At 34.9% G+C, this 17,423-nt stretch carries 14 protein-coding genes; 2 read left to right on the top strand and 12 right to left on the bottom strand.

Annotated features, from left to right (window positions below; translation table 11 throughout):
• Positions 1 to 18: 18 nt before the first annotated feature.
• The 5 genes from CRO00_RS08790 to CRO00_RS08770 all read right to left on the bottom strand — a co-directional run bounded on the left by CRO00_RS08790 (position 19) and on the right by CRO00_RS08770 (position 8,298).
• On the bottom strand, positions 19 to 3,003 hold the full coding sequence (locus tag CRO00_RS08790; protein WP_097073320.1) for a type I restriction endonuclease subunit R: 2,985 nt from the start codon (positions 3,001 to 3,003) through the stop codon (positions 19 to 21).
• A 12-nt stretch (positions 3,004 to 3,015) separates the two neighbouring features.
• Positions 3,016 to 4,356, bottom strand: a complete 1,341-nt coding sequence (locus CRO00_RS08785; RefSeq protein WP_097073319.1) for a restriction endonuclease subunit S — start codon at positions 4,354 to 4,356, stop codon at positions 3,016 to 3,018.
• A complete protein-coding gene (locus CRO00_RS08780; protein ID WP_097073318.1) occupies positions 4,353 to 6,362 on the bottom strand; it encodes a type I restriction-modification system subunit M in 2,010 nt (669 codons plus the stop codon). Before CRO00_RS08780 ends, CRO00_RS08785 begins: the two co-directional genes overlap by 4 nt.
• Before the next feature lie 129 nt (positions 6,363 to 6,491).
• Positions 6,492 to 7,496 carry a hypothetical protein gene (locus CRO00_RS08775; RefSeq protein ID WP_097073317.1) on the bottom strand — a complete coding sequence of 335 codons (1,005 nt, stop codon included), beginning with the start codon at positions 7,494 to 7,496 and terminating at the stop codon, positions 6,492 to 6,494.
• Between the two features lie 295 nt (positions 7,497 to 7,791).
• Entirely contained in the window at positions 7,792 to 8,298 is a 507-nt protein-coding gene (locus tag CRO00_RS08770) for a helix-turn-helix domain-containing protein (protein ID WP_097073316.1), read from the bottom strand.
• 134 nt (positions 8,299 to 8,432) lie between these two features.
• Between CRO00_RS08770 and CRO00_RS20120 the strand changes: the two genes are divergently transcribed.
• Both CRO00_RS20120 and CRO00_RS08765 read left to right on the top strand, forming a co-directional pair.
• Entirely contained in the window at positions 8,433 to 8,585 is a 153-nt protein-coding gene (locus tag CRO00_RS20120) for a hypothetical protein (RefSeq protein WP_161946645.1), read from the top strand.
• A gap of 2 nt (positions 8,586 to 8,587) precedes the next feature.
• The gene (locus CRO00_RS08765; protein ID WP_097073315.1) at positions 8,588 to 10,270 is read left to right on the top strand and encodes a recombinase family protein; all 1,683 of its coding nucleotides are present in this window, start codon (positions 8,588 to 8,590) and stop codon (positions 10,268 to 10,270) included.
• On the opposite strand, the gene rlmH is transcribed toward CRO00_RS08765, so the two are convergent.
• The 7 genes from rlmH to walK all read right to left on the bottom strand — a co-directional run bounded on the left by rlmH (position 10,211) and on the right by walK (position 17,420).
• On the bottom strand, positions 10,211 to 10,690 hold the full coding sequence (gene rlmH, locus CRO00_RS08760) for a 23S rRNA (pseudouridine(1915)-N(3))-methyltransferase RlmH (RefSeq protein WP_097073314.1): 480 nt from the start codon (positions 10,688 to 10,690) through the stop codon (positions 10,211 to 10,213). The genes CRO00_RS08765 and rlmH overlap by 60 nt on opposite strands.
• 210 nt (positions 10,691 to 10,900) lie before the next feature.
• A complete protein-coding gene (locus CRO00_RS08755; protein WP_097073313.1) occupies positions 10,901 to 11,065 on the bottom strand; it encodes a CxxH/CxxC protein in 165 nt (54 codons plus the stop codon).
• A gap of 177 nt (positions 11,066 to 11,242) precedes the next feature.
• Positions 11,243 to 12,523 (bottom strand): S1C family serine protease, encoded by a 1,281-nt coding sequence (locus CRO00_RS08750; protein WP_097073312.1) that lies wholly within the window; start codon positions 12,521 to 12,523, stop codon positions 11,243 to 11,245.
• Between the two features lie 119 nt (positions 12,524 to 12,642).
• Positions 12,643 to 13,431 carry an MBL fold metallo-hydrolase gene (locus CRO00_RS08745; protein WP_097073311.1) on the bottom strand — a complete coding sequence of 263 codons (789 nt, stop codon included), beginning with the start codon at positions 13,429 to 13,431 and terminating at the stop codon, positions 12,643 to 12,645.
• Positions 13,432 to 13,442: 11 nt separating this feature from the next.
• Positions 13,443 to 14,291 carry a two-component system regulatory protein YycI gene (locus CRO00_RS08740; protein ID WP_097073310.1) on the bottom strand — a complete coding sequence of 283 codons (849 nt, stop codon included), beginning with the start codon at positions 14,289 to 14,291 and terminating at the stop codon, positions 13,443 to 13,445.
• The gene (locus CRO00_RS08735; protein WP_237658373.1) at positions 14,278 to 15,588 is read right to left on the bottom strand and encodes a YycH family regulatory protein; all 1,311 of its coding nucleotides are present in this window, start codon (positions 15,586 to 15,588) and stop codon (positions 14,278 to 14,280) included. The genes CRO00_RS08740 and CRO00_RS08735 overlap by 14 nt, the downstream gene beginning before the upstream one ends.
• A complete protein-coding gene (walK, locus tag CRO00_RS08730; protein WP_097073308.1) occupies positions 15,585 to 17,420 on the bottom strand; it encodes a cell wall metabolism sensor histidine kinase WalK in 1,836 nt (611 codons plus the stop codon). The genes CRO00_RS08735 and walK overlap by 4 nt, the downstream gene beginning before the upstream one ends.
• Between the last annotated feature and the right edge of the window lie 3 nt (positions 17,421 to 17,423).

Here is a 17,423-nt window from a genome sequence, read left to right as displayed (position 1 = left end):
CCGCAGTTTACTGTGGCTCTATTGTCTTAATCCTTCATATACTTCCTCAAACATATCTTCCATAATCAAAGTCTTGAAGTCGTTATTTTCAAGCATTTTCATAAAGAATTTCTCGTTTTGGGACATACGAGAAATGACAAAATCCATAAATGCCTTCTCATAACTAAATTTGAAGTTTTCTTTCGTGTTGTTCTTTGCCTTTTGAGCCAAGTCTTCATCTTTAATCATATCTTCTTTAATTTGATCTCTGGAGAGTTTATCCGTTTCAGTGAATTCCGTACCAAAGCGTTCGTTCAAACGATCAATGATAGAAGATAAGCGTTCTTTTTCCTCTTCAACGCTTTTGCCCTTCCCATGAGAAGTTGGCTTTAGTTCTGTTTCCCCTTGAACTTGTAATGAGATGCTACCCTCAAACACCTTTTCATTACGGTAATATTCAAGAGCTACATCATCTGCTAAATAAACATTTTCCGATACGTTCTTCGGTAACTTTCTAAGTAAATAGTTTAAGTAAACATATAATTTATGCAGGTCAATATCAGCAAACGGAGCAATCTGTAAGATAAAAGAATATGTTCGAATAAATTTTGTCGAAGCTCCTTTAAAATCGTCTTTTTGCTCTTGGGTTAAATCTTTATTAAAGCGATTCACAGCTTGATCAAGAATTGAATTTAATTTTTCCTGCGTCTTCGTTGTCTTTTTCTTCCCGCTAAACTCTAATTCACACACTTGATTGATTTCTTCTTCGGTATAAACTTGGCACGCATCTAACTCTTGTTGTAAGTCATATAAAAGGTTAGGATCTGTTGTACTTTCTAATCCTGTGACCTCGTAATATGGCTGGAAAGCTTTTTGAATATCTTCTGCTTCGTTAACAAAATCAAGGACAAAGGTGTCGTTTTTTCCTCTGCAAGTACGGTTTAATCGAGATAGAGTCTGAACAGCCTTAATCCCATCAAGAGGCTTATCTACATACATTGTATGAAGCAGAGGCTCGTCAAATCCTGTTTGATACTTCTCAGCAACCAACAATACTTTATATTCATCTTGGTGGAACTTATCAGGTAATTCCTTTTCACCAAAACCATTCATATCAGGTTCAGTATAAGAAACACCGCCATCTTGAACAGTACCTGAGAATGCCACAATTGCCTTTAAGTCATCGTACCCTTTTACTTTAATGTACTTATCAAAAGCTTGCTTGTACTTTACTGCATGAAGACGACTCCCTGTTACGACCATTGCTTTTGCTCGACCACCAATTTTATGCCTTGTCACTTGGCGATAATGTTCAATAATGATTTCGGTCTTTTGTGCGATATTGTGTGGATGCAAAGATACATATTTAGCAATTTGCTTGGTGGCTTTCCCCTTTGCCACTTCAGGATCATCGTCAATACTCTTTGCTACCTTATAAAATGTTTTATAGGTTGTGTAATTCTTTAACACATCTAAAATAAAGCCTTCTTCAATTGCTTGCCTCATTGTATAGACATGGAAAGCATGCGGTTTCCCGTCAGCATCATATGTGCCGAACTTTTCAATTGTCTTTGGCTTTGGTGTTGCTGTAAAGGCAAAAAATGAAATATTATCTTGCTTTCCACTTTTAGCAATAGTTTCGGCTATTTTTTCTTCCATATCGCCCATATTTTCTTCAGCAATTCGATCAGCTTCGAGGGCTTCCTCTAACGTTTTGTCAGATAAAATATTCGTCATAGCCGTAGAAGCTTTCCCACCTTGGCTGGAATGGGCTTCATCAATAATAATTGCGTACTTACCTTTGTTAAAATCCCCAACCTTTTCAATGATGAAAGGGAACTTTTGTAATGTTGTAATAATAATTCTTGTCCCATTACCAATAGCATTCGCTAATTGAGAAGAATCTTTATCTATTTTTTCAACCATTCCCGCTTTATGTTCTAATTGATAAACGGCATCTTGAAGCTGTTTGTCTAATACTCTTCGGTCTGTAATAACAATAACACTGCTAAATACGGCATTGTCTTCCTCATCATGAACTTTTGCAAGACGATGGGCAAGCCATGAAATACTATTTGTTTTGCCACTACCTGCGGAATGCTGGATTAAATAGTTTTGCCCAACGCCTTTTTCATTCACATCATCTTCAATCTTTCGAACAACATCTAATTGGTGATAACGAGGGAATATAACCGTTTCCTTTTTATCAATGATCTCACCAGACGAGTCTTGAATATCTTCTTGATTGACATAGACAAAACGGAAAAGAATATCTAACAAGCTATCCTTTTGAAGAATGTCATTCCATAGGTAAGATGTTCGATAATCATTGTAAACGATAGGATTACCTTTTCCGCCATTATTCCCACGATTGAATGGCAAGAAAAACGTCTTATCTCGATTAAGCTGTGTTGTCATATACACTTCATCAGTATCCACTGCAAAAAAGACAATCGCTCGTTTTTTAAATTGAAAGAGCAGTTCTCTCGGATCTCGGTCATTCATAAACTGCTTTTTCGAATTTTCTACCGTTTGATTTGTTAATTGGTTTTTCAGTTCCAACACAGCAATAGGTAATCCATTAATTGAAATTAACATATCAATACTATTGTTGCTTTTACTACTGTAATAAACTTGGCGACTTACTATGAAAATATTTTGTTCATACTGCTCAATCAAGGTGCGATTCATGGAACTAACAGGCTTGTTATAGGCTAACTTTAGCGTTACACCATAGTCTTTAATCCCATGACGAAGGCAGTCAATCATCCCACGTTTATCTAATTCTTTATGAAGACGATCAATTACCTTAGACTTATATTGGTCTTTATATGCTTTTTGCAAACGTTCAAGTGATTTTGCCTGTGTTGCCTCTAAAAATTGAAATAAGACTTCGGTATCAATTGCATACTTTTTAAAAACCTCTAAGGCTTGTCCTGTAAGTTGCCTTTTTACATAGCCTGATTGCACTAAACAACTTTCAATATTCGTTTCAAAACCTTTTTCTGTTGCATCAATCACCACTTCTCTCACCCCTTATGACAATACTTTTTTATACTCCCGCACATCAATTTTTCCTGTGACAGCTTCATAGATGAGAGATTGGCGGTATTCTTTGAGTTTATTTATTTGCAATTTTATATCAGTAATCGTAGTTAGAATTTCTTCTAATTTGTTATTAAGAAATTCAACTATTTGTTTCTGTTCTTCATATGGAGGGAATGTAACTATCATCGTTATAATATCTTCTTGGTTAATAGTAGGCATAGTTCCACCACCGACAATCAACTCAACTTGGACTTTTCCAAGTTCGCTTTCTAACACATAATAAAGATAATCAGGCAATATAGAAAAAGGTTTAATCACAACTAACTGAGGATTTATCGTCATCGGTTCATATAAATCCTTTAAAATTGCTACTTTCCCATATGAAGAACCTGTTTTACAAAATATAAGATAACCTTCCTTGAGCATTATTTCAGGTGACTCATAGTATTTATCCCATGAAATATATGTTACTTTATCATAATACATCATTCCATTTTGTATATTTGAAGGACTTAATGTTATTGCACCATTACCTTCATCAACAATATCTTGTGTAGTATATCCTCTAAAGCCTATTCTGCCAGAAATCGAAGCCACATTTTTTATTCTTAATTTCTCCCAATGCTCAGGAATCTCCCCAATCCATTCCACACCTGAATCTTTCATCTTTACATTTGAATTTAATCCTTTTGTAACAGCTTCGGTAATAATGGCTTGACGTTTTTCTTCGAGCAATTCAATTAGCTTTTCTTTATCGGCAATGAGAGAGTCGATTTCTGATGTTTTTTGGTCAAGGTATTTGGCTATCGCTTGTTGTTCATCATGATTCGGTAGATATAACTTGAGATTTTTAATAATATTCTGGTTTATATTTGGTTGCCCTCCACCTTGCGATAGGTTAATAATTTCTTTTCTATTACCCATTAGCCAATAAAAGATAAATTTACTATTTGTATTTATAGGTTGAGCCATTACACAGCAAGCCTGATTAGTAGTTGTTTCAAACTTTGTAATGCCTAATTTTCCGATAGTCGCACCATACATAGCCATTACTAACGAACCTTTTGGATATAATTTTAATGTTGAATACTCTTTTATAGCCTCTTCGGTAATTGTTTTCGTTGTCGATTCTATTTCCCCATCCTTTAGATCCCCTGTATTTAACCAAGGTATACTACCATCATAGTAAATGTTATTATTTGATGGAGGCGTTGTTCCGCTTGCAATTAAATTAAACAACCATCCGATTTTTACCTTCTTCCATGAAAAAGGTATACTGTCATACCATTCAATATCACTATTTTTATATTCTCTTGTCATGGATTTCATCCCATCACCTTCTTCAACTTCTCTAAGATGCTTTCTTCCAACGCTTTAATCTCTTCCTTAATGACCTCAGAACTTCTTAGTGCAGTATATTGATAGAAATGGCGAGTAAACGGAATTTCATAACCTACCTTTGTCTTGCTTTCATCAATCCAAGCATCAGGCACATGTGGCTTTACTTCTCGTTCAAAGTATTCGTGAATATCTTCTTTCAATGGTACATTTTCTGTATCACGTAAATCGGTATCTGGTTCAGGATTTCCTTTGCTGTCTTTACAAATGTCAGCTGTTTCATCTTTTTCTGATAAAGCATTTAGGATAGCTTTAAGTAAAGGTGAACTAATCGCTATATTCTTCTCTTTAAACAACTTTTTAAGCATTTTTGTAAATTCTTCTCTATTTTTATAGAGAACATCTGATTTGATGGATAAAAGTGCTTCCAGGATGTTTCTTTGTTGTTGCTCTCCTAACTCTATCTCTTTCAACCCTGCCTCGCCTTTTTTCCTTGACTTTGATAAGTTATCAAATGCCGTTTGGTCATAGAGTCTGTTTATTCTCTCTTCGTCAATTTTAAAGTTGAGGCGTAACGGTCTCTCCACAGTAATTTTGTGATATCCGAAATCTTCATTATCAAAGATTTTAACGTGTTCGCCTTCTTTTAAATCACCATACATTCTCACAATCTCATGGATATGTTCCTCTGACAGTTCATTACGTTTGTTCCCCATACTCTTTTTCATTTTTTGGTATAGATGGACCGCATTTACGAGCTGGATTTTCCCTTTTCGTAATGGATTTTTATTGTTTATTAAAATCCAAATGTATGTTGAAATGCCCGTATTGTAAAATAAATCGTTTGGCATTGCTACTATTCCTTCTACCAAATCATTTTCGATTAGATACCTGCGTATTTCACTTTCTCCACTTCCTGCATCACCTGTAAATAATGGAGAACCATTCATGATAATAGCAAGACGAGAACCTTTCGGATTATCTTTTGTAACAGGTTTCATTTTGGATACAAGATGTTGTAAAAAGAGAAGTTGTCCATCGCTAATACGAGGCAGTCCCGCTCCAAAACGACCATTAAAGCCTAAGTTTTCATACTCTTCCTTTACTGCCTTTTCTGCTGGCTTCCATTCCACGCCATAAGGAGGGTTCGTAATCAGATAGTCAAATTTCATATCAGAAAACGCATCATTTGATAATGTATTTCCAAAACGAATGTTTCTTGCTTCTTCCCCTTTAATTAGGATGTCAGCTTTACAAATGGCATACGATTCTTCATTAATTTCTTGAGCAAAGAACTCTAATTCAGCTGTTGGATTAAGCTCTTTTAAATACTCTTGAGCTACTGAACCCATACCACCTGTACCCGCACAACTGTCATACAACGTTTGCGTAATACCAGATTTTGTTAGTATATCCTCGTCTTCAAGAAATAAAAGATTGACCATCAACCTTACGACTTCTCTTGGCGTGTAGTGATCCCCAGCTTCTGCGTGTTCCGAAAATCTACGGATTAGCTCCTCGAAGAGATATCCCATTTCTACATTAGATACTACTTCAGGGTGCAAGTCGATTTCACTAAAACGCTTAACTACGAGATATAGCAAATCGTTACGTTCCATTTTTTCAATCTGTTTATCAAAATCAAAATACTCAATGATGTCCCTTGCTGTCTTAGAAAAACCGTTTATATAATCACGTAAATTGTCAGCAATATTATCGGCATCGCTTAAAAGCTTGGAAAAGTCATATTTACTGATGTTACTAAATTTTTGCTTTGCTTCACGATTTAGAATTTCATCTCGTGATTCTTCTGGTAAGTTTTTAAACTGCTCATACTTTTGTAGAACCGCATCTTTTGTTTCTTCTAATACACAATCAAATCTACGTAAAACTGCCATTGGTAAAACGACTTTACCATAGTCGTCTGGCTTGAACGGTCCCCTTAATATTTCTGCTATCGACCAAATAAAACTTACTTTCTCTTGAAAATTCAACATAAAATCACCTTTTCATCTTTATGTACTCCCAAGCGGAATAAACTTGGGGAAGAAATCACTCGTATATTGCTATTTTACCAAATTACATTAGCCTATAGTCTACAATAATTGGAAAACTGAAAATGGAGGTTATAGAATAAAAGGATTTCGCATGAAGTTAGGGAAATCTTTGCGGTTTTTCGGGATGGGGATTGGATTTATTCCTATTGCCTCTAAATCTTGGAGATATTTTCTGTAAGTGGGTTTTGAAAGATATTGTTTCGGGGCATCAATTCCATTTTTACTAACATCAACGAGGAATGAACGAAGTTTTTCTTTTTTCTTTCTTGAAAAATTACTATCGTCAATTATCTTCTCTGCCTTCGTAATTTTATAATAATCCCCCTTTCTAATAATTGGTGTGACATGATTAATCATATATTCTCGGTAAAGGTCTGCTTTAAAGTATTCAGACAACTTTTTTACTCTATTCTTGCCTTTGCCATCATTTCTCTTCATAGCATTTAAGTGATCATTTTTTAGCCTTAACTCGAAGCGAACTACATCTTTCTCATAGGTCTGTATCTCTTCACCTTTTGCAATGCGTTCCTCTTCCTTGGAATAAATAATAAACTCTATACTTTTGCATTTGTGATATTGGGAAGTTTCATATTTTAAGGGCTTACCCTGTTCATCTTTGCCCCATTTAATTTTTTCCTTGAAGCGATATCTCTCTGTGTACTTCTCATATAAGTGAAAAATCAACTTCTTGTGATTTTTATTAGGTATGACTACATCCAGTTTATAATCAATTCTTGTTAGAACATGCTCGTCAAAATGCGATGAATGTCCAAATTGAGAAATCAGAAATTTCCTAATGAGAGCTTCAACTCTTGGGTAGTCTTTTTCTGTAATTTCACTTTTCCTAAGTAGTTTTACAATATCTACTTTTAAATGAACATTCCATAAGCCTTTACCAATTGAAGAAAGCCATGTATATGAAAAACCTGGGTGTTCTTTTTTTACATTTTGCGATAGTTTTTTTACGACCGCTCCAAATTTTTCGTATGCTTCTGCTTTTATTCTATTGTGTTTAAAAAGTTGTTGTACCTCTTCATACGTAACTGGCAGTAAGATTTCAACAGAATGAATCATAAATTATCATCTCCTTTGGAAAAATTAGCGGGAATGGTAAAACCTAATGTCAATCTACTCTGGACTGTAAAAAGATTTTCCCGACCCCAACCTATTTAAAGGAATACTTGACACATTGCGATTAACAATGTGTTATAGGAGGGTTTGGGAGATTCTTATTTATTTTAGAAAACTGTCAATAGTTGATAAAGGCAAAATTGGTTCTATATTGTTTTAGTTGCCTATTTAGCTTTTATTCAAAAAGAAAAGCAGCAGTCCTACGGACTGCCACTTTTCTTTTTATACATATTATCATTCAATCATAGAGCGATTCATTTGCATCAGCTACTATATTCAATGCTTCTTCTACTTTAATTAAGTCATATATTTCTAAATCCATACAAGCAACAATAATTTTATCCTTTAACGATGTGTTAAACGAAAATCCTCTAATCTTTAAGAGTTTGTTTGTTTCCTCGATTGTTAGCTTCATAGCAAAAGCAATTCTTATCAATTTATATTTTGGTGGATTTGTTCTACCATTGATTAAGTGACTGATATAAGCCTTTGAAAACCCTGCTTTATCCGCAAGCTCTTGCTGTGTCATTTGAACCTTATAAAGCATTTCGTTTATAAACTGTCCAAGTGAAGCCCTGCCCTCCAAATTTTGGTTAACCAATGAGGATATATTATCTAATTCCTCTGCTGATAGACCATGCTGAAAAACATCCGTTTTGCTTATATGCAATTTTTCTATTATGTATTCTGAAACTCCATGCAATAGATAACTGGTTATATTCCTTATAAAAGCATAATCTTTCACGTTCTTATTCCCCCATCAAAAAAGTATAAAATTTTTATACCAATCTTAATCTGGAAATCCATATACTATAGTCAACAGTTGTACACCCTAATCCCCGTACAATTTCCCCAAAAATTAAAGGAGGTTCCCCCATTATGAACACACTTCAACAGAATTCTACCAACTTTCAGTCCAATCCATCAATTATTTTACAAGAACAAGATCAATCAGACAGTATTAACATCATTGCTGAACTTCTTATGATTGCTATTACAAAAAAACATCAATTACAAAAGGAGAGTGCTTAATTATGGAAAGAAACATGGTTATTGGTCTTTATATTCGAGTATCTACAGACAAGCAAGCCCAAGAAGGCTATTCATTAGAAGGACAGCAGGTTGAGGGAACTCAACTTGCTCATAAAATGTTTGGGAAAGATATAATTATTAAAGTCTATATTGATGAAGGTATTAGTGCAAAAAGTACAAAAAGAAGAACTGATTTGAACCGTATGTTAAAAGATGTAGATAATGGTGAATTAGATGCTATTATCACTTATAAAGTTAGTAGACTTAGCCGTTCCCTATCTGATTCTCTAAAAATAGTGGAAGAAATCCACAAGGCAAAGGTTCGCTTTATAAGTATAAAAGAAGGGGAATATGGTACTCCCCATGGCAATCTTCAATTTAATATCTTGGCATCTGTAGCCCAATACCAACGTGAAGAATTAGCGGAGAACGTTCAAATGGGCATGAAACAAAGGGCCAGAAATGGAAAATTCAATGGGGGCAAGGTGTTAGGGTACGAGACGGTTGATAAAGAATTAGTGTTAGTACCCGAAGAAGCTGAAACCGTAAGAATTATTTTTAATAAATTTGTTCACGAAGGATGGGGAACGAAAAGAATCTCCAATTACTTGAACAAAATTGGCAAACGTACAAAGAAAGGGAATACTTTTTCTGTTTCCACTGTTTCTATTATCCTTGATAATCCTATTTACAAAGGCTATATCCGCTTTAATCAATATGTAAATTGGGAAACTAATCGACGAAAAGGGAAAAATACTGAGTATATTTTAACTAAGGGGAACCATCAGCCAATCATTGAAGAGGATACCTGGGATAAAGCACAGCTTATCCGAAAGCAACGTGCAACAGGAACGCCAAGACAGTATAGCGGTACTTTTCCACTAACATCTATCCTAAAATGCCCACAATGTGGAGCATATATGACAAGTCTATATGGAGCAAAACGCAAGGATGGTACGAAAAAACGCTACTATGCGTGTGGGATGTATCATAATAAGGGACTAACTGTATGTAGTCCGAATTTAATTGATGCCGATTGGATTGAACAAGAAGTTTTTAAAAGGTTACAGAACGCCTTATTATCTGATAGTATAATTGAACGAATTACAGAAGAAATAAATGCTAATATCAGGAAACACTCCAACTTTAATAATCAATCTTCAGAGTATCAACTTCTTCAAAAAAGGCTTAAGGAACTTGAAAATCGAAAAAAACGTATTCAGGATTTAGTAGAGTCAGAAGTTTACACAGTGGAAGAAGCAAAACAGCGGATGAGTGAATTGCGGTCAGAAATAGACAAAACAAAAGAGCTAATGCAAGAAGCAAGTAATGAGCATACTTCTGTAAATGTAAATCTCAATACCGTAACACCTGATTTCATTAAATTACAGCTTCAGGAGTTTCTCGAACTAAAAGAGTATTTATCGGTTATGGAGTTTAGACAACTCCTTGTTGCTTCTATTGAAAGAATAGATGCAAGTAAAAAAGAACTACAGAATATTTACTTTTCCTTCATAGCCCACATTCCAAATAAAGACTTGGATCCTACTGATCCAAGCCTACATAATGATACTAAAGCAGTCCCTCTCCTTATGAAAGGGTTATATTTTAAGCCTAACCATTACCTATTTGTGATACGGTTCACCCTTCATAATCCGAAAGCTTCGATAAATCTGCTCTACTAATACCAACTTCATCAGCTGGTGAGGTAGGGTCATGTTGCCAAAGCTCAGTTTTTCGTCCGCGCGTTTTAGTACATCGTTATGTAAGCCAAGCGATCCGCCAATAACAAAGACAATTTTGCTTGTGCCGTATGTCATAAGGGATTCTAGACCACTTGCCATTTCTTCAGAGGATTTCATTTTTCCATCAATAGCAAGGGCAATCACATGTGTGCCGTCACTAATTTTGCTTAAAATTCGTTCCCCTTCTTTTCGTTTTACAATCTCCATTTCGGATTCACTTAAATTTTCTGGGGCTTTTTCGTCGGGTACTTCCACTAACTCCATTTTTGCATAGGCACCTAATCGTTTTACATATTCTTCGATGCCCATTTTTAAATATTTCTCTTTTAATTTTCCCACTGAGATTATGGTGATATTCACAACTTGTCCACCTTTACATTGCATTCATAAATTTTATCCACATATTTTTAAATTTCAAGTAAAAAATGCCTAAACCTTATCACTCTTTTTTCATTCTTGTTAGAAAATTTCAATATATACAGTTTATCCACCTTCATATTTCATTTACAAACAAGTTATCCACAAAAGTTATCCACATATCCACATAACTTTTCTATATATTGTGTAAAGTTATTTACTTGATACAATATATGTTGCTTGCTGTTCACAGTAAGAACAATTTGTGGATAACTTTTCTTCATCATTTAGTTGTTCCATAATCGGGAACTCCTTTGTTTCTGCAACTAGCATGTCTAAAGCGTGATTTATATGGGTTTCACAGCTGTATACTTTCATATAAAAAGACCCCTTCTCATTTTTAATTTTCCACAGACTTATTCACAAATGTGTATATGTTATCCACAAACCATTGTAACAAACAAAAAACGAGTAGGGAAGAATAGGCTTTTCCTCCTCTACTCGTTGTTCTTAACTCTTTGTTGATAACTTATAGTTTTCCACAGATGTTGTTCTTTATACGTTCGTTCCTTCAGTTAATGTTAATTGTAGCTCAACTAACTTCCCTTGGCGATACACTTTAATTGGAAGTGTGTCACCGATATCTGTTTTATTGTATAGATGTTGACGTAAATCGATGGAGTTTTCAATTTTCTCTCCGCCCATTTCTACAATAACATCATATTGTTTTACACCTGCTTTATCGGCTGCAGAACCTTGAACAATTTCTGATACAACAACACCTGTTGTTACTTCTTCTGGTAAGCGGAGCGTTTGTTGTTGATAGAATGCAGGAACATCAGTTAAGTCTAATAAACCAATTCCCATTGTTGGGCGACGTACTTCACCATTTCGTTCTAACTCTTCTACAATCGGGATGACCGTATTTATTGGAATGGAGAAGCCTAATCCTTCGATAGCTGATTCAGCAATTTTCATTGAGTTAATGCCTACTAAGTTTCCTGAGATATTTACTAACGCGCCACCACTGTTTCCGGGATTAATAGCCGCATCGGTTTGTAAAACTTCTGTCTCCCAATCTTCCGTGCCATCTCCGTTTAAGTCAACAGGAACCGCACGATCTTTTCCTGAAATAACACCCGTTGTAACGGAACCATAAAAGTCTAATCCAAGTGGGTTCCCAATCGCAATAACAGTTTCACCTTGTTTTATTGCCTCTGAATCACCGAATTGTGCAACTGTATCAACATTTTTACTGTTAATTGAGACAACCGCTAAGTCTGTCCAAATATCGCTTCCTACAAGAGTTGCTTCCTCTTTCGTACCGTCTGCTAGTGTTACTTCTAGTTGTTTAGCCCCTTCAACGACATGGTAGTTCGTAATAACAAAGGCTTTTCCATCTTCCACTTTATAAATAACACCAGACCCACTTCCAGCTTCTTGTTCTTGTGAGCGTTGGTTCCAGAAATCTGTTACTTCTTGGATATTTGTGATCCCTACAACAGCATCAGATACCTTTTCAACTGCAGAAGTAATATCTGTTGTTACTTCTGTTGCTGTTTGTGTGATTGTTGTCGTATTATCCGCCTTGTTATTATTGGCATTTGGGAGTTGCCCAACCATGGAAGGAAGTAGTAACCACATTATTAGTGCTCCGACAATCACACCCGCTAAACCACTAAAAAAGTAACCTGCTTTGCTTCCTCCGCTTTTCTTATTTGCTCTTTTTTTATTTTCCTCTTCATCACGCATTAATCGTTCTTGTAATGGGGAATAGGAGGAACTTGATTCGTTTTCGTTTTGTTTATGTTCATCATCATTATTATAGTAACTCATATGACCAATCCTTTCTTCCTTTTGTTGTCATTATGATACAAACTAAAGATTAAAATTACATGAAAATGAAATAAAACAAAATTAAAAAAAGTATGCCAAATTACGGCATACCTTTCTTCTTAAACAGTTACTAAAAGAGTGGGTTCCTCTGCATCTGTATCATGTAAATGAACATATTCCCCAGCGATAATTCCACATGATTGTAATGTTTGTGAAACACTCATACGGGCTAAATCTTTCATATTATTATCTTTACTTAAATGAGATAAATAGATTTGAGTCGGTTTTTCAAATACCACTTCACTCATCGCAATTGCTGCATCTTCATTGGAAACGTGTCCAACATCGCTTAAAATTCGGCGTTTAACCGACCATGGATAACGACCCATTTGAAGCATACCGATATCGTGGTTCGACTCAAAAACAAAGGAGTCGGCACCACGAATAATTCCTTTCATCCGGTCACTAACATATCCAGTATCCGTAATGACAACAAGTTTGCGGTCACTTTCATGGAAAGCATAAAACATTGGGTCAGCTGCATCATGTGAAACGGCAAAGGATTCAATATTTAATGACCCAAAGGATTGAACTGTTTCCATATTAAATATAAATTTTTGCTCGGTTGGAATATTTCCGATGTGACCTTCCATTGCTTGCCATGTTTTTTCATTGGCATAAACCGGCACTTTATATTTCCGCGCGACAACTCCAAGCCCTTTTATATGATCACTATGTTCATGAGTCACTAAAATCCCACTTAAATTCTTTATGTCACGATCAATTTTAGCAAACAGTTGCTCCATTTTTTTGCCGCTAAAACCGACATCAACTAAAAATGCATGTTCATCATTTTCTACATAGATAGCATTTCCAGTACTACCACTTGCTAAAACACTAAATCGCATAACATTACTCCCTATTCTTCATCAACTTCTTTTACATCTTCTACTTCTGTTTCTACTGCCTCAACTCTTGTAGCATCTAGTTGAACATCAATTACTTTTCCTTCTACAGCATTAACGAAATATTCTTCATGAATATTGTCTTGAGTTGTGGCACGGACTTCCCACGTTGGAACAAATACTTGTGTCTTAAGCTGAACAAGAGTTGAATAACCTAATTTCATCTCAGTAATTTTAGAGTCGGGTTTTAACAAACGTTTTCCATAAAGTGCTTGAATTACTTGAATAGGTGGTAGCAGTGTTTTTTCTTTATTATATTCTTCTATATTATCTAGTAAAGTTTGCTCATAGCCGATTATTTCATTTTTATCGTTTAAAAAGATTGTGAGAACACCGTTAATATTATAATAGATTTTCCGATCATTCAATCGTTGAAAAAATGTAACTTTCCCATTTTCCGGGTCAACTTTCCATAATGAATAGGAGGCACCTTCGTAAACTTGAAATTGAAGAAAGTTTCGATAGTTTTCTTCCTGATCCAGATTACTAATTTTCACTGGTTCTTTTAATGTAACAATCAATTTATTTTTATTTTCAACAATGATGCTTTGTGCATTTTGTATGACGATATTTTCTTCTTCAAAATTTTTCACAGTTGCGGAAATATAGGCGGCCTTTTCTATATTGGTAGGCAAAACTCCATAAGTAATATTGTCATCTTGGAGTTGTGCTTCAATAGTTTTTTCACCTAACACTTCTACCAATTGTGCTTCTGTGTGACGGTTTAAGTATAAAGAATATAGGAAAACATTCAATATTAGAAACACTACGATGAATATAGATTTTGATTTACTCCAATCCATATCCAACCCCTCCTAATGATGGCGTAATACGTGTCCAACTACCATCCCGAATGGCAAACCAACTTGGCTCTAACGTATATAATTTATCATCAATTTCACTTCCGGTTAAATAATAACCGATCATTAATTCATCAACCTCGTGTATATCTTCTATCCATTCTGAAATTTGCACACCTGATGGCAATTGTCTAATTACTTTCTCTGAAGGAATTGCCATATCAAGTTTATAATATGGTCTTCGGTAGCTAAAGATTTGATTGTCTCCCCATGTTGTTGCTATTCGAGTCGATGTGATGTTACTAAACACCGGTACACCTTGTAAGAATAATTGATATTCTGTAATATGCTTCGGAATATTTCGATACACATACCGATAATCTCCTGTTAATCCACCATGCTCATTTAGAAAATCAAAGCTTTCTTGTAATAACGTTGACCCTTTAATATCATTAATACTTTCAGAAGTCGGGTACACGTAGTTAATAATCCTTGTTTTAGTATCCAACGTCATAAAAGACATCCCATCATTATACTTTGACGATGTAGCACTTTCGATTGTTTTCTTCACAATATTTGTATCTTTAAATAAAATTTCTTTAAATCTTTCAGGGGATACTTCGTCAATAAAGTAGGTATATTTCATTAACTCTACTGAGTTAGACGGAACATATAAAGAAAGTTCATTGTTTCTCTTTACTTCTTCAAAGGCAATGGCATGTTTGAATACATCATTAAAAGTAGAGTTAAAATAGTCATTACTCAATGCAATATCCGTTGTGTAAAGCGTTCGGTTTTGTTCACTTACAAAAAGAAGTTGCAATGTATTGGATTGATTAAATTTACTCCAATCGATGATAAGGTGGCTAAAGGATATCTCTGGTAACTCGCTTTGAGTAAATTCTACAATGGATTTAAATGTATTAATCGGCACTTCTGCTGCAAAAAACAGTGTGATTCGATTATTTGCACCAATCATTGAATTCACTTTTTCGTTCGATAGGTTACTTTGAATAAAATTTAGTTCAGTTGCTCTTACATTTGATAAAGTAGTCATTATATTATCTATTAAAGTAGATGATATAGTGCCAGAAAACTGTTGTTCATTGCTTAATAAAATACGGTAAGGCTGAATCACTTTTTCAAGGGTCTTATGTTCTCCAACGGTAATTTGTTCAACTTGTGATTCTTCAATAACTTGGTAGGGTGGTGTATAGCTCCATATTGAAAAAGTTAAAATTAGGCTTAAACCAACAAGGAATGTTAGAATAATTGATTTAACTTGTTCTACATATTTCACTCCCAATCACCCGCCTCATCTAATTCAAATGGCAACGTAAAGAAGATTGTCGTGCCTACACCTTCCTCACTTTCTGCCCAAATTTTCCCGCCATGTGCTTCAATCATTTCTTTTGCAATAGCTAAACCTAAACCAGTTCCCCCCATTGCACGAGAACGAGCTCGGTCTACGCGATAAAACCTTTCGAAAATGCGGTTTACATTTTCTTTTGGAATCCCCATACCATCATCAGAAATCATTACTTTCAACATATTATCTTGAATGGTACAACCAAATCGGATATTTCCTCCATCTGGTGAATATTTGAGTGCGTTAGAGATAATATTATCAATTACTTGTGTCAGTTTATCTGTATCAATATCTACAAAGTATGATGTTTCAGGTATAAAGCGACTAAATGTTACGTTTTGAGACTTTGACATTTCAAAACGATCAATAATGCGATTGAAAAATTTATTAAATTCTACAAACTCCCGATTCAATTTATAATCTCGACTATCCATTTTCGATAATTGCAGTAAATCATTGACTAATCGAATCATTCGTTCTGTTTCGGTTTGTGTGACATTTAAAAAGGATGGTGCAATATTTTCATCACGCCATGCCCCATCTGCTAATGCTTCTAAATAACTTCGCATCGTAGTCAAAGGAGTACGCAATTCATGAGAAACGTTTGCTACAAACTCCCGGCGTTCCATTTCGATTTTCTCTTGCTCCGTAATATCGTGTAACACTGTAATTAATCCATTTACAAATCCAGTTTCCTTTTGAATAACAGAAAAATTTGCTCTTAAAATTAACGGCTCTTCTTGCGTACTAAAATTTAAATTAAGTGAATCCTTCATATAAATTAAGTCTTCAAAACTAAATTCTTGATCTACACCAAGTACTGAAGCAATTGGTCGGTTTAACATTGTTTCACGTGTAACATTTAAAAAGTTTAACGCAGGGTCATTAATTAATATGACTTTCCCTTTACGATCTGTTGCGATAACTCCATCCGTCATGTTACTTAAAACTGATGCTAATTTTCTCCGTTCAGCTTCGGTTGTAGATGTTGCTTCTTGTAGTCTATTTGTTAAGTGATTAAATGCAATTGCTAACTGCCCAATCTCATCATTTCCATAGACACGAACTTTACGCGAGAAATTCCCTCTAGACATCGCTTGAGCTTGCCTACGCATATCTAAAATCGGCTTTGTAATGGTTTTGGCAATCAATATGCCAAGAACGATAGTAATTGCAAGGGACATCGCAGTACCAACAGCAAAAATCCGATTGATATCATTCATTTGTTCAAATACTTTTTCAATATTTGACTCAAGGTAAATGGCACCAATAACATCTTTGTTTGGACCGAGTGCATTTATAATCGGTGTTGCTAAAACCCAAACGCGCTTTCTTGTGTCTTCGTCAAGAGCAATTTCATCTTGGAAAATTTCAGCTGATATTGATTTTGTTATAATATCATGATTAAATCGCTGTCCAACAATGGCTTGATTATCAATATCGGATGTCGCTAATACTTTGTTCCGGTTATCTACTATCCGAATTTCATTAATATCACTTGTGGTGAACTCTCGCAAAATGACGTTCAAACTTTGTTCTAAAGACGGTGTTGTTTCATCCCGGTCCTTTTGCATCTCTTCTCGGATACTATATTGAACTAAATCAATCCTTTGCGTTATCGACTCTTGAAAGTTCGTTTTTAAGTTCTCTTCTAAGTTTGAAGAGAAATAAAGACCAATGATTTGTAATGCAATAATAATGAGTAAAACATAGATGAGTACAAGTTTTACGTGGATAGACTTAAAAAAGCTAACTTTATGCATTTA

The organism is Ureibacillus xyleni (assembly GCF_900217795.1).
In the GTDB taxonomy this organism is placed as follows: Bacteria; Bacillota; Bacilli; order Bacillales_A; family Planococcaceae; genus Ureibacillus; species Ureibacillus xyleni.
Note: the sequence above shows the minus strand (reverse complement) of the source record. Positions and strands in the feature narration are given on the sequence as shown.